Annotated in this window: 14 protein-coding genes and 1 riboswitch; of the genes, 9 read left to right on the top strand and 5 right to left on the bottom strand. The window is 72.5% G+C overall.

Annotated features, from left to right (window positions below):
- The coding region (locus CG740_RS07435) for a hypothetical protein (RefSeq protein WP_100574140.1) at positions 1 to 338 on the bottom strand (338 nt) is incomplete at its 3' end.
- Complete coding sequence (locus tag CG740_RS07440) at positions 331 to 822, bottom strand: SigE family RNA polymerase sigma factor (RefSeq protein ID WP_100574141.1); 492 nt, start codon at positions 820 to 822, stop codon at positions 331 to 333. The genes CG740_RS07435 and CG740_RS07440, both read right to left, overlap by 8 nt.
- A 631-nt stretch (positions 823 to 1453) precedes the next feature.
- Between CG740_RS07440 and mfd the strand changes: the two genes are divergently transcribed.
- Together mfd and CG740_RS07450 are read left to right on the top strand one after the other, a co-directional pair.
- Complete coding sequence (gene mfd, locus CG740_RS07445; RefSeq protein ID WP_100574142.1) at positions 1454 to 4987, top strand: transcription-repair coupling factor; 3534 nt, start codon at positions 1454 to 1456, stop codon at positions 4985 to 4987.
- 213 nt (positions 4988 to 5200) lie between these two features.
- Complete coding sequence (locus CG740_RS07450) at positions 5201 to 5881, top strand: HNH endonuclease family protein (RefSeq protein WP_199846363.1); 681 nt, start codon at positions 5201 to 5203, stop codon at positions 5879 to 5881.
- Between the two features lie 532 nt (positions 5882 to 6413).
- Here the strand turns inward: CG740_RS07450 and CG740_RS07455 are convergent.
- A complete protein-coding gene (locus CG740_RS07455; RefSeq protein ID WP_100574144.1) occupies positions 6414 to 8876 on the bottom strand; it encodes a YfhO family protein in 2463 nt (820 codons plus the stop codon).
- Between the two features lie 248 nt (positions 8877 to 9124).
- Here CG740_RS07455 and CG740_RS07460 point away from each other — a divergent pair, with 248 nt between their 5' ends.
- The 3 genes from CG740_RS07460 to CG740_RS07470 all read left to right on the top strand — a co-directional run bounded on the left by CG740_RS07460 (position 9125) and on the right by CG740_RS07470 (position 13862).
- Positions 9125 to 9817: a SurA N-terminal domain-containing protein gene (locus CG740_RS07460; RefSeq protein ID WP_100574145.1), complete on the top strand. Its 693-nt coding sequence runs from the start codon at positions 9125 to 9127 to the stop codon at positions 9815 to 9817.
- 106 nt (positions 9818 to 9923) lie between these two features.
- Positions 9924 to 10907: a nucleoside triphosphate pyrophosphohydrolase gene (locus CG740_RS07465; protein ID WP_234376109.1), complete on the top strand. Its 984-nt coding sequence runs from the start codon at positions 9924 to 9926 to the stop codon at positions 10905 to 10907.
- 636 nt (positions 10908 to 11543) lie between these two features.
- Positions 11544 to 13862: an FG-GAP repeat domain-containing protein gene (locus CG740_RS07470; protein WP_100574147.1), complete on the top strand. Its 2319-nt coding sequence runs from the start codon at positions 11544 to 11546 to the stop codon at positions 13860 to 13862.
- A gap of 104 nt (positions 13863 to 13966) precedes the next feature.
- Here the strand turns inward: CG740_RS07470 and CG740_RS07475 are convergent, their stop codons facing one another.
- Positions 13967 to 14815, bottom strand: coding sequence for a helix-turn-helix domain-containing protein (locus CG740_RS07475; protein WP_100574148.1), 849 nt, complete (start codon positions 14813 to 14815; stop codon positions 13967 to 13969).
- A gap of 61 nt (positions 14816 to 14876) precedes the next feature.
- On the bottom strand, positions 14877 to 15599 hold the full coding sequence (locus CG740_RS07480; RefSeq protein ID WP_100574149.1) for a GntR family transcriptional regulator: 723 nt from the start codon (positions 15597 to 15599) through the stop codon (positions 14877 to 14879).
- A gap of 137 nt (positions 15600 to 15736) precedes the next feature.
- Here CG740_RS07480 and CG740_RS07485 point away from each other — a divergent pair, with 137 nt between their 5' ends.
- The 4 genes from CG740_RS07485 to CG740_RS07500 all read left to right on the top strand — a co-directional run bounded on the left by CG740_RS07485 (position 15737) and on the right by CG740_RS07500 (position 18924).
- Positions 15737 to 15949, top strand: a complete 213-nt coding sequence (locus tag CG740_RS07485; RefSeq protein ID WP_100574150.1) for a hypothetical protein — start codon at positions 15737 to 15739, stop codon at positions 15947 to 15949.
- Between the two features lie 128 nt (positions 15950 to 16077).
- Positions 16078 to 16362 (top strand): hypothetical protein, encoded by a 285-nt coding sequence (locus tag CG740_RS07490; protein ID WP_100574151.1) that lies wholly within the window; start codon positions 16078 to 16080, stop codon positions 16360 to 16362.
- Between the two features lie 91 nt (positions 16363 to 16453).
- On the top strand, positions 16454 to 17755 hold the full coding sequence (locus tag CG740_RS07495; RefSeq protein WP_100574152.1) for a cytochrome P450 family protein: 1302 nt from the start codon (positions 16454 to 16456) through the stop codon (positions 17753 to 17755).
- A gap of 143 nt (positions 17756 to 17898) precedes the next feature.
- A complete protein-coding gene (locus CG740_RS07500; protein WP_100574153.1) occupies positions 17899 to 18924 on the top strand; it encodes a LysM peptidoglycan-binding domain-containing protein in 1026 nt (341 codons plus the stop codon).
- A 257-nt stretch (positions 18925 to 19181) separates the two neighbouring features.
- Positions 19182 to 19350, top strand: a riboswitch (cyclic di-AMP (ydaO/yuaA leader).
- The last annotated feature ends 3 nt before the right edge of the window (positions 19351 to 19353 follow it).

A 19353-nucleotide genomic window follows, 5' to 3' on the forward strand; every position in this document is an offset into this window, starting at 1 on the left:
GAGGACACGGAGCCTGCGGGGGAGCCGGACGGGGTCGCGCTGGGGGTCGGGGTGTCCGTGCTGTACGCGGGGGAGGGCGAGCCCTGGGTGGGGACGGAGGCGGGCGGCACCGGCTCGCCCTGCTGGAGCCGCAGGCCCAGCGCGGCGCCGGACCCGGCGAGCAGACACACCGCGCAGGCGGCGGCCGCGGCCAGGTTGCGGCGCCGGCGCCGCAGCCCGCGGGCGGCCACGAGGGCCGCGGGCGCGGGCAGGGCGGCGCGGCCGGCCGCGTCGGCGGCCCGCTTCAGGGCGTGGGCGAGGGGCTCGTCGCCCCGCCGTACGCCGTCGGGGTCAGACACCGTGTTCCTCCTCCTGGAGACGGGGCGCGAGGGCGGCGCGGGCGCGTGAGAGGTGTGTCTTGACGGTGCCGGCGGAGATGCCGGTCTCGTGTGCGACCTGGTCGACGCTCAGGTCGCACACGTAGTGCAGTACGGCGACGCGGCGCTGGCGGTCGGAGAGTTCGCGCAGGGCGTCGACGAGGGCGACCGTGCCGGGGTCGGGGGCGGGGGCCTCGGCGGTGTGTGCGTGGCTGTGCCGCCGCCAGGCCTCGGCGGCGCGGCGGCCCCTGCGCCAGCGGCTCACGGCGAGGCGCCAGGCGACCGTGCGGACCCAGGCCTCGGGGCCGGCGCCCGTGTCCAGGCGGGCTCGGCGGCCCCAGGCCCGGACGAAGGCCTCCTGGACCACGTCCTGGGCCTCGTGGAGGTCGCCGGTCATCAGGTACACCTGGCCGACCAGCGGTTTCACGGAGTGCGCGTAGAACTCCTCGAACTCGGCGTCGGTCAATGCGGCTCCTGTGGCTGGATAGGTCTCACGGGGTATACGCCCCCGGTGCCGCGCTCGGTTGACACCTCCCCCCAACTTTCTCCCAGCACCCGCCACCGGCCTCCCCCGGGGGCTCCGCCCCCAGACCCCAGCACCCGCCTGGGGGCTCCGCCCCCAGACCCCCGTTCGCGCCTTAAGGGCGCTCGTCCTCAAACGCCGGACAGGCTGAAATGCCCCGGTGCTGGCCAGCACCAAGGCATTTAGGTGCGCGGGGCTGTGACATTGCGCGGCGCCGCCGCGGTGGGCGCGACCGGGGATGCCGGGTCACCTACAGGGGCGCGGGGAACTGCGCGAGCAACCACGCACGGTGGACGGACGAAAAAGGGGTTGGGGGCGCGGGGCTGTGACATTGCGCGGCTCCGCCGCGGTGGGCGCGAACGGCCCCCACGGTCCGCGGTCGAAAGCAGACCCAGGGGCGCGGGGAACTGCGCAAAACGGGCCTCACCGGGCGGGGGTGCAGGGGCGGCGGGGCCCGGGGGGCCCGGGGTATCCCGGGGGCGAGCGGGGTCGGGGCGTCGTACGCTGGGAGACCCCGGCCCGTACGACGTGTCGGGCGGTTCGCGTTGCCCACTCCCCGGGATGGAAGCCCTTCATGAGCCTGCACGGTCTGCTGAACGCCGTCGTACGAGACCCCGCGCTCGCCGAAGCGGTGAAGGCCGCCACCGACGGCCACCGGATGCACGTCGACCTGGTCGGCCCCCCGGCCGCCCGGCCCTTCGCGATCGCCGCCCTCGCCCGTGAGGCCGGCCGCCCCGTGCTCGCGGTGACCGCCACCGGCCGCGAGGCCGAGGACCTGGCCGCCGCCCTGCGCGCGATGCTGCCCGCCGAGGAGATCGCCGAGTACCCCTCGTGGGAGACGCTGCCGCACGAGCGCCTCTCGCCGCGCAGCGACACCGTGGGCCGCCGCCTCGCCGTGCTGCGCCGCCTGACCCACCCCAGCAAGGACGACCCCTCGGCCGGGCCGGTCAGCATCGTCGTCGCGCCGATCCGTTCCGTACTCCAGCCGCAGGTCAAGGGGCTCGGGGACCTCGTCCCCGTGGCGCTGCGCACCGGGCAGACCGCGGACCTGGGCGAGGTCGTCGAGGGGCTCGCCGCCGCCGCGTACTCCCGGGTCGAACTCGTCGAGAAGCGCGGGGAGTTCGCCGTCCGCGGCGGCATCCTGGACGTGTTCCCGCCGACCGAGGAACACCCTCTGCGCATCGAGTTCTGGGGCGACGACGTCGAGGAGATCCGCTACTTCAAGGTCGCCGACCAGCGCTCCCTCGAAGTCGCCGAGCACGGCCTGTGGGCGCCGCCCTGCCGCGAACTGCTGCTCACCGACGACGTGCGCACCCGCGCCGCCGCCCTCGCCGAGCAGCACCCCGAGCTCGGCGAGCTGCTCGGGAAGATCGCCGAGGGCATCGCGGTGGAGGGCATGGAGTCCCTCGCCCCCGTCCTCGTCGACGAGATGGAACTCCTCATCGACGTGCTGCCCCATGGCTCGATGGCCGTGGTCTGCGACCCCGAGCGGGTGCGGACCAGGGCCGCGGACCTGGTCGCCACCAGTCAGGAGTTCCTCCAGGCGTCCTGGGCGGCCAGCGCGGACGGAGGCCAGGCGCCCATCGACGTGGACGCCGCCTCGCTGTGGGGCATCGCCGACGTCCGCGACCGGGCCCGAGAACTCGGCATGATGTGGTGGTCGGTGTCCCCGTTCGCCGCCGACGAGGCCGATTTCGACGACGAAACCCTCAAGCTCGGCATGCACGCGCCCGAGACGTACCGGGGCGACACCCAGCGCGCGCTCGCCGACACCAAGCAGTGGCTCGCCGACGGCTGGCGTGCCGTGTACGTGACGGCGGGGCACGGCCCGGCCTCCCGTACCGTCGAGGTGCTCGGCGGGGAGGGCATCGCGGCCCGGCTCGACGCGGAACTGGACGAGCTGGTCCCCTCCGTCGTCCATGTGACGTGCGGTGCCATCGACTTCGGTTTCATCGACCCCGCGCTCAAGCTGGCCGTCCTGACCGAGACCGACCTCACCGGCCAGCGCTCCGCCACCAAGGACCTGGGCCGGATGCCGGCCCGCCGCCGCAAGACCATCGACCCGCTCACCCTTGAGGTCGGCGACTACATCGTGCACGAGCAGCACGGCGTGGGCCGCTACATCGAGATGGTCCAGCGGACCGTGCAGAACGCGACCCGGGAGTACCTGCTCGTCGAGTACGCGCCCGCCAAGCGCGGCCAGCCCGGCGACCGGCTCTACATCCCCACCGACCAGCTGGAGCAGGTCACCAAGTACGTCGGCGGCGAGGCCCCGACGCTGCACCGGCTCGGCGGCGCCGACTGGACCAAGACCAAGGCGCGCGCCAAGAAGGCCGTCAAGGAGATCGCCGCCGACCTGATCCGCCTCTACAGCGCGCGCATGGCCGCGCCCGGCCACGCCTTCGGCTCGGACACCCCCTGGCAGCGCGAGCTGGAGGACGCGTTCCCGTACGCGGAGACGCCCGACCAGCTGTCCACGATCGCCGAGGTCAAGGAGGACATGGAGAAGACGGTCCCGATGGACCGGCTGATCTGCGGCGACGTCGGCTACGGCAAGACCGAGATCGCGGTGCGCGCCGCGTTCAAGGCCGTCCAGGACGGCAAGCAGGTCGCCGTCCTCGTGCCCACCACGCTCCTGGTGCAGCAGCACTTCGGCACGTTCACCGAGCGGTACGCCCAATTCCCGGTCAACGTCAGGGCGTTGAGCCGGTTCCAGACCGACACCGAGGCGAAGGCGACCCTTGAGGGCCTCAAGGAGGGTTCGGTCGACCTCGTCATCGGCACGCACCGCCTCTTCTCCTCCGAGACCAAGTTCAAGGACCTGGGCCTGGTCATCGTGGACGAGGAGCAGCGCTTCGGCGTCGAGCACAAGGAGCAGCTGAAGAAGCTCCGCGCCAACGTGGACGTCCTGACGATGTCCGCGACCCCGATCCCCCGTACGCTCGAAATGGCCGTCACCGGCATCCGCGAGATGTCGACGATCACCACGCCCCCCGAGGAGCGCCACCCGGTTCTCACCTTCGTCGGGCCGTACGAGGAGAAGCAGATCGGCGCGGCCATCCGGCGTGAACTGCTGCGTGAGGGCCAGGTCTTCTACATCCACAACCGGGTCGAGTCCATCGACCGGGCGGCGGCCCGCCTTCGCGAGATCGTGCCGGAGGCGCGCATCCAGATCGCGCACGGCCAGATGGGCGAGAGCCAGCTGGAGCAGGTCGTGGTCGACTTCTGGGAGAAGAAGTTCGACGTGCTGGTCTCTACGACGATCGTCGAGTCCGGCATCGACATCTCCAACGCGAACACCCTCATCGTGGAGCGCGGCGACAACTTCGGCCTCTCCCAGCTGCACCAGCTGCGCGGCCGGGTCGGCCGTGGCCGCGACCGCGGCTACGCCTACTTCCTGTACCCGCCGGAGAAGCCGCTGACGGAGACCGCGCACGAGCGGCTCGCCACCATCGCCCAGCACACCGAGATGGGCGCGGGCATGTACGTGGCGATGAAGGACCTGGAGATCCGCGGCGCGGGCAATCTGCTCGGCGGCGAGCAGTCCGGGCACATCGCGGGCGTCGGCTTCGACCTGTACGTACGCATGGTCGGCGAGGCCGTCGCCGACTACCGGGCCCAGATGGAGGGCGGCGAGCAGGAGGAGGCGCCGCTGGAGGTCAAGATCGAGCTGCCGGTCGACGCGCACGTCCCGCACGACTACGCGCCGGGCGAGCGGCTGCGCCTCCAGGCCTACCGGGCGATCGCCTCGGCCAACTCCGAGGAGGACGTCAAGGCGGTCCGCGAGGAGCTCACCGACCGGTACGGCAAGCTGCCCGAGCCGGTCGAGAACCTGCTCCTGGTGGCCGGTCTGCGCATGCTGGCCCGCGCCTGCGGGGTCGGCGAGATCGTGCTCCAGGGTCCCAACATCCGCTTCGCACCGGTGGAGTTGCGGGAGTCGCAGGAGCTGCGCCTCAAGCGGCTCTACCCCCGTACGGTCATCAAGGCGCCGGCCCGGCAGATCCTGGTGCCGCGCCCGACCGCCGGAAAGATCGGCGGCAAGCCGGTCGTCGGCCGTGAACTGCTCGCCTGGACCGGCGAGTTCCTCGCCACGATCCTGGGGTCCTGAGCCGCAGGCGTCATCCCGGGTCCTGGGCCGCAGGCGTCCGGGCGCTCCCGGCGCCCGTCGGCGGTGGCCCGCGCCCGGGCCCGTGCGCCGGTCGAGCCGGGACGATCAAGGACGGAGGGCTGTCCCTTTCGGGACCGTTGACCCGGGGCCGGCCGGGTAGGAGTACCTACGATTGCGAGGTTCCGCCAACTGCTGCCAGGACGGCCCGCCTTGATGCGTATGTACCGAATTGCCCTGCCCGTGACCGCGCTCACGGCCTCCCTCGTCCTCACCGGCTGCGGGGGTGAGGTGGGCACCGGCAAGAGCGGTGCCCCGGGCCCCAAGGGCGCGGCGGGTTCCGCGCTCGCCGCGGTGGACACGCTGCCCGTCAAGGGACGCGCGCCGAAGACCGGCTACACCCGCGACCAGTTCGGCAAGGGCTGGACCGACACCGACCACAACGGCTGCCAGACCCGCGAGGACATACTCAAGCGGGACTTGAAGGACGTGAAGCTCAAGGACAAGTGCGACGTGGCGTCGGGGACGCTGGTGCACGACCCGTACACCGGGGAGTCCATCACGTTCAAACGCGGCGCCAGCAAGATCGACATCGATCATGTGGTGGCACTCTCGGACGCCTGGCAGAAGGGCGCCCAGCAGTGGGACAAGGAGAAGCGGGCCGCGTTCGCCAACGACCCGCTCAACCTGATCGCCGTCGACGCGAGCGCCAACCGCCGCAAGAGCGACGGCGATGCGGCGACCTGGCTGCCCCCGTACAAGGCGTACCGCTGCACGTATGTGGCGGATCAGGTGGCGGTGAAGAAGAAGTACGGGGTGTGGTTGACCGATGCGGAGAAGTCGGCGATGAAGACGGTGCTTGACGGGTGCCGCGACCAGAAGCTCCCGACGGGCTGAGCCGACCGGGTTCCCGATGGCGCGTTCCCCGCGCCCCGGGGTGCGTTCGGCCGCCCGCCGGGGGTGGCTGGCCGCGCCGTTCCCCGCGCCCCTGAACCCGTTCTCGTCCGCCCGCCGTGCGGGGTTGCTCGCGCAGTTCCCCGCGCCCCCAACCCCGCTGTCGACTGCGGGCCGTCGTGGCTGGTCGCGCAGTTCCTCGCGCCCCCAACCCCGCTGTCGACTGCGGGCCGTCGTGGCTGGTCGCGCAGTTCCCCGCGCCCCTGAACCCGTTCTCGTCCGCCCGCCGTGCGGGGTTGCTCGCGCAGTTCCCCGCGCCCCTGAAACCCGTTGCCGTCTGCGGACCGTGCCCGCTGGTCGCGCCGTTCCCCGCGCCCCTGAAGGCCTCGGTGCTGGCTGGCATGGGCATCTTCAGCCCGTCCGGCGTTTGAGGACGAGCGCCCTTTAGGCGCGAACGGGGTCTGGGGCGGAGCCCCAGGAGACCAGCTCGCACACTCACACCCCCGGAGGGTTTAGGGAAGGGGTGGGGTGGGGGCTAATCCCCCCGCAAGGAGAAGCGGCGCCGCACCCGCCCCGCCACCCCCACGAGGGCGAGGGCGAGCAGGGCCGCCCCTCCCGCCCACATCCCCGAACGCAGGCCCGGCGGGCGGAAGGCGCAGTCCACCGAGCGGGCTCCGGAGGCGGGCAGGTGGACCGCGACCAGGCCCAGGTGGTCGGCCGCCGGGGCCGGGGCCGAGCCGTTCACCCCGCACGACCACCCCGCGATCCGGGGCATCGCGAACACCGCCGTCCCCGAAGCCCCGGCGGGCAGCTCCGCGTGCACGGCGCTGTCCGAGACGGTGACCCGGGTCGCACCCGTGGCCCGGAGGCCGGTGACCGCGCGGGCGAGGGCGGCCCGGTCCAGGCAGCCCAGCTCCGTGGCGCGGTCCGCGGGAGACAGGACGATCCGGGAGGCCCGGCCCGGCCCGGCCGAGGGGCCGAAGGGGATCAGCGGCGCCCGCCGACTGGGCGCGCCGCCGCGCATCTCGACCACGGGCCCGTCGCCGAGACGAGCCGTGCCGAAGTGCTCGGGCGCCCACAGGAAGATGTCGGTCCCGGCGGGACACCCCTGCGCGAGGGTGCGGGTCGTGTAGACCCGCGCGCCGAGCAGCAACTCCTGGTTGCGGAAAGGGTTGCTGCCGTACACCGGTTCCGGCCCGGGCGGCCGCAGCGTGACGAGCGGCGGAGTCGCACCGGCCCGGAGCAGCTCGGGCGAGCCGCCCTTCTGGGCGACCCGCACCCGCGCCCCCACGGAGAAGATCGCGTCGGTCACCGGATTGTCCAGGCTCTGGAGCGCCCGCCCCCGCGAGGTCCAGCCGCCGCCGAGCGCGGTCATCGTACGGTTCAGGACCTCCGGGGTGAGGCTGGAGTAGTACGCCCCGCCCTCGCCGCCGAGCAGCAGCGGGTCGTTGTTGGTGATCTGACGCTGTCCGGGGTCGGTGCGGTAGCCGGGCCAGCCGGAGGCGGACGCCTCCAGGGCGGCCCGCGCCGCGTGTTCGTCGCCCCAGGCGGGATAGCCGTCCATCCGGGCGGCCCGCTCCTTGTCCCCGTACGCCACCGTCACGCCGGCCTGCGCGATCTGCGCCCCGGCGATCAGGGCGAGGGCGAGCAGGCTGAGCCCGCGCCGGCCGAGCCGTGCCAGGAGCAGCCCGCCGACGACCGCCGCGCCCCCGAGGGCGAGCAGCGGATAGGTCCACGCCGAGACCAGCTCGCTGAAGGCCGCGCCGAGCGCGATGAGCGCGAGCACACCGCCCCCGCCGAGCAGCGCGCGGCGCCCGGGGATCCCGTACGAAAGGCAGACCCAGGCGGCGATGACGAGGATCCCGCACAGCACGAACGTCTGGCGGTAGGGGCTGCCGTTGGGGGTGACGAAGGCGTGCCAGGCCAGATGTGTCGGCTTCCACTGGAAGGAGAGCGCGACGGCGAGCGCGAGCCCGCTCCACGCGTACCGCTCGCGGCGCGGGACCGCGCGGTGGAAACCGAGGGCGCAGGCGAGCAGCAGCGCGCCGGTGCCGAGGAAGACGGCGGGGGAGGAGAAGGAGTACGTGCCGGGCAGGGTGCGGGCGAGATAGTCCGGCCAGGACACCGGCGCGAACTCCCGCACCCAGCCCGGATGGGCGTGCTTGGTGCCGAGGTAGACGGTGAACAGGACGGGCGCCGAGAGCCCGATGCCGATCGCGACCGAGCGGCCCGCGACGAGCACCGCCCGTACCCGCCCGCGCGCGTCCGTGCCGCGGTCCACGGAGACGAGGAGGAGCAGGACGAGTCCGGCCCCGATCGTCGCCATGTACGCGGTGTAGAAGTTGGCGATCCAGGCGAGCGCCACCACCAGCGGGCCGAGCACCGGCCGCCGTCCGGCCCTGGCCCAGTGTCCGACCAGGCACAGCAGCGGGAAGGCGATCAGGCCGTCCAGCCACATCGGGTTGTAGATCGACTCCAGGACCGACCAGCCGCACAGCGCGTACGAGGCGCCGAGCACCCCGGCCACCCAGCGGTGCCGGACGGCCGGGCGCAGGGCGAGCAGCAGCACCGTCATGGCGACGGCCGCCGCGGCCATCTTCAGGACGGTGATCACATACACCGCGAGGTCGATCCGGTCGCGCGGGAAGAGCCCGACGAGCAGCGCGAACGGGCTGCTGAGGTAGGTGCCGAGATCGGGCAGGAACGAAGTCCCGTACCCGGACTGCCAGTTGAGGAGGAGGCCGCCCTCGGCCCGGCCGTGCAGCAGGTCCCACAGGTGCTCGTGGAAGGGCACGAACTGGTTGCCCAGGTCGTTGATGCTGCGGGTGTGCCGCTGGAGCGGGCCGAGCGGGATCACCCCGGCGACCGCGTCCGCGCCGCACACCGAGATCAGGGTGATCAGTGCGGAGAGGGCGGCGGCCCGGGCACGGGGGCGGCGGGCGGCCGGGGCGCGTGCCGGGGCCACCGGTGGGGCGGGGGCGGCTTCGAGGGTCGGCATCGAGGTCCTTTGCTGTGCGCTGCCGTCGAATATGCCGGACCCGCCGGGGCAACGCAGCGGGCCCGCACGTCAGTTCACGCAATGGACGGCGCGGCTTCACCCGGCTTCATCCCCGCGACCGATGCGGGTCGCGAATCGTTGGTCGAATCAGTGGCCCCGGCCACGCCGACTGCCTAACATCGATCACCGCAAGGTCTTAGCAAGGTTCGTCGCCACGCCGCACGTATCTGCTCCGCCGGGAGGCTCCTTTGCACCGCCGCCGTCGTACCGCGCTCTCCGTCTCCGTCGCCCTGCTCGCCGCGGGCCCACTGCTCGCGGCCTGCGGCAGTACGGCCCATCCGGGGGCCGCGGCCGTCGTCGGAGGGCAGCGGATCGAGGTCTCCGCACTCCAGGCCGAGGTCAAGGACGTACGGACGGCCCAGCAGAACTCCCCGCAGTCCGCCCAGCTGATCAAGGACTCCGGCCAGCTCGGCAAGGTGAAGCTCAGCAACATGATCTTCGACCGGGTGCTCGCGCGCGCCGCCGAACAGGCCGGGGTGAGCGTGACCCCCAAGGACGTCCAGGACGCGCGGGCCGCGATGGTCCAGCAGGCCGGCGGCGAGGCCCAGCTGCGCGAGCAGGCCCTCACCAACGGCGGGCTCGCCCCGGACCAGATCGACACGTACGTCCAGCGGCAGGTCACCGAGCAGAAGCTGGCCGGCGCGATCGGCGCGCGTACGCAGCAGGACCTGCTGCCCGTCCTGGTCAAGGCGTCCAAGGACCTCGGCGTGGATGTGAACCCGCGTTACGGCAGCTGGAACGCGAGCCAGATCCAGCTGGCGGACTACCAGGCGCCCTGGCTCGCCAAGCCCAAGCCGGCCGCGCCCGCGCCGGGTGCGCCCTCCTCGGGCGCGCCCGAGGACCAGCAGGTCGATCCGGGGGACTCCGCGTCCACCGGCTGAGGCGTGGGCGTGGGGTGGCCGGGACGGGCGCACCCGGCGCGGGCGCGGCCGGGACGGCCCGGGGGACTGCGCGTCGGCCGGCTGGGCCGCCGGGTAGGTTCGTGGGGTGACTGCTGTTGAAGAGCCCGGCCCGCCCGACGTGCCCGACCTGCCCGGCCGCATCGTTCTGCTCACCGCGAGCCACCGGGTGGCCCCCGGCCTGCTGTCCTGGCCCGCGTGGGAGACGCTGCGCGCCGCCGACCTCGTGCTGTGCCCCGACCCCGGGCACCCGCAACTGCCGTACCTGCGCGAGGCCGGTGTGCCGGTGGAGATCTCGGCGCCGGACGCGCAGGAACTCGTCGAGGCCTGCGCGGGCGGGCGCACCGTGGTCGTGCTGCCCTCCGGCGAGGGCGACAGCCGCCTGACCGACGGCCTCGCCCGGCTCGCCGGGTCCGGCCGGGTCCGGATGCCGGACCTGGAGCTGCTCCCCGGCTCCTACGACCTGCCGGGCGCCCGTCTGCTCGACCTCGTCCAGGTCATGGACCGCATCCGGCGCGAGTGCCCCTGGTCCTCGCAGCAGACCCACCAGGGGCTCGCCAAGTACGCCCTTGAGGAGGCGTACGAACTCGTCGAGGCGGTGGAGGAGGGGGACCGGGACGAGCTTCGCGAGGAGCTCGGCGATGTGCTGCTCCAGGTCGTCTTCCACGCGCGGATCGCCGAGGAGGACGGGGAGGAACCGTTCTCCATCGACGACGTCGCGGGCGGGATCGTGGAGAAGCTGATCCACCGGCATCCGCATGTGTTCGGCTCGGAGCGGGCCGATACGCCGGAGGAGGTCAAGGAGCACTGGCTCCGCATGAAGGCGGTCGAGAAGCAGCGGGCCTCCGTCACGGACGGCGTGCCGCTCGGCCAGCCGGCCCTGGCCCTGGCGGCCAAGCTGGCCTCCCGTGCCCGCACGGCCGGCCTGTCCGTACCGCTCCCCTCCGGGGAGGGGGTCGGCTACCGCCTGCTCGCCCTGGCCGTGGCGGCGGAGGCGGCCGGGGTCGACCCCGAGGCGGCCCTGCGGGGTGCTGCGCGGGCGTACCGGGTTGCGATTCGCGCGGCGGAGTAGGCCGCGGGGGCCTTTAGGGGGGTTGCCCACCCTCCCGCCCGTTACCCGGGGTTGGTTGGTTCCGGGTCCCCCTGGGGCTCCGCCCCAGACCCCGTTCGCGCCTTAAGGGCGCTCGTCCTCAATCGCCGGACGGGCTGAGGATGCCTGCGCTGGCCCGTACCGAGCCATTCGGGGCCACCTACAGGGGCGCGAGGAACTGCGCGAGAAGCGACCACGGCCCGCAGACCGAAACGCGTTCAGGGGCGCGGGGAACTGCGCGAGAAGCGACCGCGGTCCTCAGGTGAGGGCGGGTTCGGGGGCGCGGGGAACTGCGCGACCCAGCCGGCTCGGCCCGCGGTCGACGGGGTGGCCTCCCGGGGGCCGGGGCAGTGCCCCGGAAGTACCCGCGACCCACCGCCCGGCCAGGGCAAAGTCACTGGACGCACCCTCAACCCCATATGGCACACTGCCCCCCTAACCGCAGGGGAGCGGTCAGGGGGGCAACACCCGCACGTTTCAGGCAGCACGCCGCTACCAGCGACACCAGCGACGAGCACGCCCTATCTGTGCGTGGACTGTGCGCAGGCTGTGTGTCTGCGCAACACCCGACCCGACCATGCGGAACAGGGCAACCGCCCTTCGGGAGGGGAAAGCAGCATGAAGACAAGACGCGGGCTCAGACGGTCCGGACACCTCGCCGCGGTGAGCACGGCAACTCTCGCCCTGGTCACCGCACTTGTGGGATCCGGGGGAACGGCCGCCGCGGACACGCCGCCGCCCACGTCGCCGCACCACGTCACGACGCCCGACTGGGCACTGGCCCCGGGCGACGGCTCCGCCGCGGACAAGCTCCAGTCGGTGTCCTCGGTGGACGCCGACCACGCCTGGGCGGCCGGCTGGAAGAGCGGCACGAACGGCATGGGGGGCGTGCTCCTGCGCTGGGACGGCAAGACCTGGTCACCGATCACGGACCCCGCACTGCCGAAGGTGATGGAGTGGTCGGGCGTCAGCGCGGCATCCGCCGACGACGTGTGGGCCTACGGGATGACCGGCACCGAGCAGTTCCTGGTCCACTTCGACGGTGCGAAGTGGACGGTCGTACCCGCCGCCGGCGCCCTCGACCGGTCCTGGCCCGAGGTGCCGATCAAGGCGGTCCCGGGCAGGCTCTTCAAGGGCGGCGACGCCCTCTACACCTACAGCGGCGGCACCTGGGGGACCTTCGCGCTGCCCGACGGTGTGGACATCCAGGGCATCGACGCCCTGTCCGCGAACGACGCCTACGCGACGGGCATGCAGTTCCCCGAGCACGGCGGCCACCCGGTGACGTACCACTGGGACGGCACGACCTGGACGCTCATGCCCCAGCTGTCCGCGCCCGACGACACCACCATGGCTCAGATCGCGGTGGAGTCCGCCACGAGCGTGTACGTGGCCGGCTGGGGGCAGTCCTCGGCGCAGCCGGTCCACAACCGGGTCGAGCACTGGGACGGGTCCGCTTGGCACGATGTCACGGGCGGGCTCGCCCAGTTCATCGTGCACGCCATCCGGCCGGACGGACGCGGCGGGCTGTGGGCGGTGGGCAGCGACGACTCGTCGCTGGACCGGCCGCCGGTCTTCTGGCACTACGACGGAACCGCATGGACCAAGCGGGCCGGTGCCACCGCGCCGGAACCCACCGCCAATTCCTACGAGTTGAACGACATCGCCCCCGTCGACGGCGCCTCCGGCAGCCGTCTCCTGGCGGTCGGCGGGTACATGGTGCCGGCGAAGAGGCCCTCCGACAGCGCCACCGGGCTTGGCCTGATCGAGCAGACCCAGACCTCCCTCGACCTGACGACCGCCGACCTCGCCGTGTCCTCGACGGCCACCCACACCGTGCGCGTCCACGCGGAGAGCGCGGGCCGGCTCACGGTCGCGTTCCGTCCCGAGTACGGGCAGCCCGACTGGAACACGAGCGCGGTGGACCTCAAGGTCACGTCGGTGAGCGGCGGCCCCGCGGGGGCCTGCGGTCGCGCGTCGGGCCCGGTCAACGCCGCGGCCCCGGCGGTGTCGTGCACCCTGCCGGCCGGCGATCACACCATCACCTACACCCTGGCGGCCGGCGCGTACCTCGACGCCTGGCAGGTGGAGACCGACCTCCGCTTCGAGGCCTCGGACGAGGGCGCCTTCAGCCCGAAGGCGACGGGCGGCTTCGTGGTCAACAGCCCGTACCCCGTTCCCACCGGAACCCGTTTCCTCGGACGTGACGCGCAGGGGACGCTGTGGCGTTACGACGGCACGGGGAACGCGGCCGCGCCCTACCGCGGCCGCGTGGCGGTCAGCGGCGGATGGCAGGGGTACACCGCCCTCACCGCGCTGTCGGGCCTGACGGTGCACGGCTCGGGTGACGTGGTCGCCCGCGATGCCGCCGGAGTGCTCTGGTACTACCGCGGCGGTGGCGACGCCGCCCCGTTCGCGGCTCCCGTGAAGGTCGGCGCCGGCTGGAACACGTACAACTCGCTGGTGGGGGCGGGCGACCTGACCGGGGACGGCCGGGCCGACCTGCTGGCCCGCGACACCTCGGGCGTCCTGTGGCTGTACCAGGGCACCACGAGCACCACGGCTCCCTTCGCCGCCCGGGTGAAGATCGGCGCCGGGTGGGATGCGTACAACTCCCTTCCGGGCAAGGGCGACTTGACCGGTGACGGGCGCCCGGACCTGCTGGCGCGCGATGCCTCGGGCGTTCTGTGGCTGTACGAGGGCACGGGCAAGGCCTCGGCCCCGTACGCGCCGCGTGCCAAGGTCGGGACGAACTGGTCCCTCTACAACGCGCTCCTCGTCCCCGGCGACCTGACCGGCGACGGCCGGGCCGACATCCTCGGCCGCGATGCGGCGGGCGCGCTGTGGCTGTACGCGGGTACGGGCCAGGCCCTGGCCCCCTACGCCCCGCGCACCAAGGTCGGCTCGGACTGGTCCATCTACAACGGCCTTTTCTGACGACCAAGTTGACCGTGTAGTCCCGGCCCCGCCTCTGTCGCCCTTGTCCGGGCGCCGGGGGTGGGGCGCTTCGCGTGGCGTACCCCTGGGGCGGCCTCGCTGGGTCATCCAAGGGACGCCAGTGCCTCCGCCACCAAGGCGCGGGCCGCTGAGCCCTGTGCCGCATTCCGGGTGAGCCGGTCGAAGGCCCTCTCGTACAGCTCGATCTGGCTGGGCTGGGTGAGGGTGGAGGCCGAATCCAGGGTGTCCGCGTGCACGCGGTGGTCGTCGAAGATGGTGAACGTGGGCATCGGCCACACCGTGCGTTGCCGGGCGAACGGGATGATGCCCAGGACGACATGGGGCAGGTCCATGGTCATCAGGAGGTGTCCGAGCTGGGCGGCCATGGTGTCGGCGCCGCACAGCCGGTGCCGCAGGACGGATTCCTCCAGGACGAACCGGAACCGTAGGGCACCGTTCCCCAGGACCGCGTTGCGTTTCATGCGGGCGTTCACTGCGTCGCTCACGTCGTCGGGGGTGCCGCGGAATTCGGCGATGGAACCCAGGAGAGCGGTGGCGTAACCAGGGGTCTGGAGGAACCCGGGAATGACGTCGGACACGTAGACCCGGAAGACGGTGGTGCGCTGGTACAGGTCACCCGTGGACGCCTGAAGGTGGGGGAGGCCGCCGCGCTGGAGCCGCCGCCACTCGACGTGGGCTTCCGCCGACTGCCGGTTCGCCGCGATCAGGTCGGGGACCTGGTCGTCGGCGTCGCAAGCACGGCACCACGCCTTGATGTCGGCGTCGGAGGGAGGGGTTCTGGCGTTCTCGATCCGGGAGGACTTCGACTCCGACCAGCCGCACCTGGCAGCCAGCTCCCGGCCGCTGATCCCCGCGTCCTTGCGGATGTCCCGCAGGCGGCCCGCCAAGGCCTCACAGGCCTGCTGAGTATGTGGAGAGGGGTTCGACTGCATGGGGCAGCATCCGTCCTTCGGCACGATGGGGACCGTCTGTGCGGCGGAGGGCTTCGGCCCTCTAGGGCTGGTACTCGTACCCGATGGTGAACCGGGGCGGAAGGCACCACTCGCCGTACTCGATGACACCCTCCGAGTCCGACCAGCGGTGGACGCCGGCCAGGACCGGGGAACCGACCGGCAGGCCGAGCGCGCTCGCCTCGCGTGCATCCGCCTGCCGCGCGTGCATGTCGTCGCGCGCGTGCGTGATCGTCCGCCTCGTGGCCTCCAGGACCCGGGCCGACAGGCCGTGATTCCGGCCGGGAGCGATGTTCAGCAAGTCGGGCACCAGGGCCGCGAAGTGAGCGGGGTACCACGTCACCGCGAAGACTGTCCGAGCCTTCCCCCGACCGGCTAGCCACTCGCGCCGGACGATCTGATCACCGGTGCTCAGATCGAAGATCTCCGCCACGTGCAGGGGCGGCCTGACCAGTTCCGCGGCCGTCACCCGCGACGTCTCGCCGTCGGCGAGGAACGTCTTCACCCTCTGGACCCGGTCGAGCCGGTCTCGGCCCGAGAGGGTCCACACCGGGTTGTCCGCGACGTACGTGCCACGCGGCGTCGTCCGGATGTAGCCCTCGACCTGAAGCGACTGGAGCGCGCGGGACACGGTGGCCGCCGCCACCTGCCAGCTACCCGCGATCTCCCTGTTGGTCGGCAATCGGGAGCCGGTCTCCAGCTCGCCCGACAAGATGCGTTGCCGAAAGTCATCGGCGATCTTCGTGAACGTCTTCTCGCTGGGCATCTGCCGTTCCTCTCAAGGGAGTTGAGCTGACCCTACGCCCGGCACACTAGTGTGCCGCGATCCGTTGCGGGAGTGCTTCGGCCAGTCCGAGACTGAACTAGTACACGGACGAAGTACGGCTGAGGGGACGGCAAGCCATGGTCCAGGACGAACCTGCACACGGCACCCACTACAAGGTGGACGCATCCGGCAGGATCGGGGAGGTGGTCGGCACCCACCCGGGGAGCGTCTGCCTCCGGCCGCCCGGCGGCGGCCGGGAGTGGGCCGTCCCGCCGGACGCGCTGCGGGACCCGACCCCGAGCGAGCTGGAACGGGCGCTCATCCTCTCCACGCCCGTGGTGTCGCGCTGATGTGGGCCATCCCGCCCTTCACCCCGCGACCGCTCCAGGACGGCCCCCTCCCACCGCCGAGGCGGCCGGCCCGTACCGCCGTCGAATCGCGTGCGCCGCTTCCGCAACCCATGTTCAAGGAACCGGAATTGACCCGTCACCCCCTCCTCCAGGCCGCGCTGGCGCGCATCGCCGAGTGCCCCGACGGCCGCGGTGCCGGTTTCAGCTCCGACTGTGTGGCGCTGGACTGCGGCTGGTCGCACGGCATCACCGCGGACCGGGGCGCGGTCCACCGGGCTCTGGAGGATCACGCCCTCGACACCGGCCACGTCATCTTCCACACCGTGGTGGCCACCCTCAACGCCGTGGACGTCGCCGGCGTCCGGGAGCGGCGCCGGGTGGCGGAGCGTTCCGCAGGCCGGGGCCCCGCGTGAAGCGGGAGCCGGGGGAGGGGCCGGACGGCCACCAGCCGCGCGCCCCCTCTATATAGGGGCCCGGAATAGGGGCCCGGATACTGTCGGACCCATGCACGACCAGCCGCCCACCCCCGACGCCCCCGGCACCCCCGGCGCCGCCGGAACGCCCGCCGCCCCCGAACTCTTCACCTGGGAGTTCGCCACCGACCCGTACCCCGCCTACGCCTGGCTCCGCGAGCACGCGCCCGTGCACCGGACCCGGCTGCCCAGCGGGGTCGAGGCATGGCTCGTGACGCGGTACGGGGATGCCAAACAGGCGCTCGCCGACCAGCGGCTCTCCAAGAACCCGGCCCATCACGACGAGCCCGCCCACGCCAAGGGCAAGACGGGCATCCCGGGTGAGCGCAAGGCCGAGCTGATGACGCACCTGCTCAACATCGACCCGCCGGACCACACCCGGCTCCGCCGCCTCGTGTCGAAGGCGTTCACGCCCCGCACCGTCGCCCAATTCGCGCCCCGGGTGCAGGAGTTGACCGACCAGCTCATCGACGCGTTCGCGGCGAAGGGCGAGGCCGACCTCATCCACGAGTTCGCCTTCCCGCTGCCCATCTACGCCATCTGTGACCTGCTCGGCGTCCCGCGCGAGGACCAGGACGACTTCCGGGACTGGGCCGGCATGATGCTGCGACATTTCAAACCGGGCCACGGTGGCGGCCCCCGCGGCGGCGTCGCGCGCTCGGTGAAGAAGATGCGCAACTACCTCGCCGAGCTCATCCACAAGAAGCGCGAGAACCCGGGCGACGACCTCATCTCCCGGCTCATCGAGGCCAGCGACCACGGCGAGCACCTGACGGAGAACGAGGCCGCCGCCATGGCCTTCATCCTGCTCTTCGCCGGGTTCGAGACGACCGTCAATCTGATCGGCAACGGGGTGTACGCCCTGCTGTGCAACCCGGAGCAGCGCGAACGGCTCCAGGCCTCGCTCGACGCCGGGGAGACCGGGCTGCTCGAAACCGGCATCGAGGAGCTCCTCCGGTACGACGGGCCCGTGGAGATGGCGACCTGGCGGTTCGCCACCGAACCGCTGACGCTCGGCGGGCAGGACATCGCCGCCGGCGACCCCGTACTCGTCGTGCTCGCCGCCGCCGACCGCGACCCCGAGCGCTTCACCGAGCCGGACACGCTCGACCTCGGCCGCCGGGACAACCAGCACCTCGGGTACGGGCACGGGATCCATTACTGCCTCGGCGCACCGCTCGCCCGGCTCGAAGGGCAGACCGCGCTCGCGACCCTGCTGCGGCGCCTTCCTGACCTGCGCCTCGCGGTGGAACCTGGCGATTTGCGCTGGCGCGGCGGGCTCATCATGCGTGGACTGCGCACCCTGCCGGTCGAGTTCACGCCGCCGGGGTAAAGGGGCGTACGCAAGCGCGAGCTGACGGACCGTCAGGACTGTGACTTTTATGTGATCTCCAGTGCATCGACTTGTGACGGACGTTCGAGTACGGCTACGTTCACCGTTCATTCGGCTCAGCAGTCACACGGAAGGTCTTTCGCATGCGCTCCGGGAATGGACGGCATCGTCGACCCCGCCAGGCACCCGCCCTCGTCGTCGCGGCAGGAGTGACGGGATCGGCCATCGCGCTTCCGCTGCTCGCCGCGACCGGTGCGAACGCCGCGGACGCGAACACCTGGAACCAGGTCGCCGCCTGCGAGTCCGGCGGGATGTGGAGTGCCGACTTCGGCAACGGCCTGTACGGCGGGCTCCAGTTCTCCCAGGCCACCTGGGAGGCGTACGGCGGCAACGAGTACGCCCAGCGCGCCGACCTCGCCAGCCGCGCCCAGCAGATAGCCGTGGCCGAGAAGGTGCTCGCGGCCAAGGGGCCCCAGGCCTTCGCGAACTGCGGCAGCGGCGCGGGGCTCACCAAGGGCGGCGGCTCGGCGGACGTGGACCCGGGCGTGCCCGACACCACCGACAACACCCCCGCGCCCGTCCCGAGCGCCCCGGCCACCAAGACGCCCGGCGCCGACTCGACGCCGAGCACCCCGGCCGCGGGCACGCCCACCCCGGGTGCCGGCGAGCCGGGCGGCACCGCCAAGTCCCCGGCGCCGTCCGCGTCCACCCCGGCGAGCCCGGGCAAGCACCGCGGGGCGCCCGCGCCGGAGGGGAGCACCGGTACGACGCCGGACGCGACCGACAAGGACACCCCGGCGGGCACCGGCACGGACAGCCCGGCCGGGCGGACCGACCCGACGGGGCCCGCCGGGACGAGTGGTTCGAGCAATTCGGGCAACTCGTCCGATACCCGGGATTCCGGGCGGCACGCGTCGCGGGGTGACGGTGCCTCACGTGAGGTCGGCAACACCCCTGCGGCGAACGGCGGCTACACCGTCCGGCCCGGCGACAATCTGTCGGTCATCGCCGAGGCGAACAAGGTCCAGGGCGGCTGGCCCGCCCTCTACCGCGCCAACGAGCAGCTGATCGGCACCGACCCGAACCTCATCCTGCCTGGCCAGAGCCTGGAGTTGAAGAATCCGGCGGGCGCCGCGACGACCCTGAACTCGGCATCGAAGCAGGGTTAGTTCGCGGGGCTATGTCCGTTTGGTGCAAGTGAGACATGGGTCTCTTCGCCCCAACTGGCGTGTCCTGTCTGCCCGGTCCGTCCGCCCCGCCCCTCACCTGCGGAAACATCCCTTCTGTGACGGCAAGTAGGGGGGATTTCTCCCCGATGTGCGTCTTTGAACATTGGCGGGGCGTGTGTTTTCGTCGGACTCGCTCGTCACCGCGGGCCCCGTCGACCGAGCACGCCGAATCCTGCCGTCGGCCGATGGGAACAGTCGACGCTTATGCGCCGTAGGCAGGAGCGGGGGACCCAAGGTAAGTGCCGGGCCCGGCAGTTCACGCAACTGCCGTACCGGCTTGGGGTGAAGACGGGCGCTTCGGCGCCCGGCCGGGCAGCTCACGCCCGAACCCGACAGCTCACCTCGCAGGCGTCGGTGAGGAGAACTTCC

Source organism: Streptomyces sp. CB01201 (assembly GCF_002803085.1).
GTDB lineage: Bacteria > Actinomycetota > Actinomycetes > Streptomycetales > Streptomycetaceae > Streptomyces > Streptomyces hundungensis.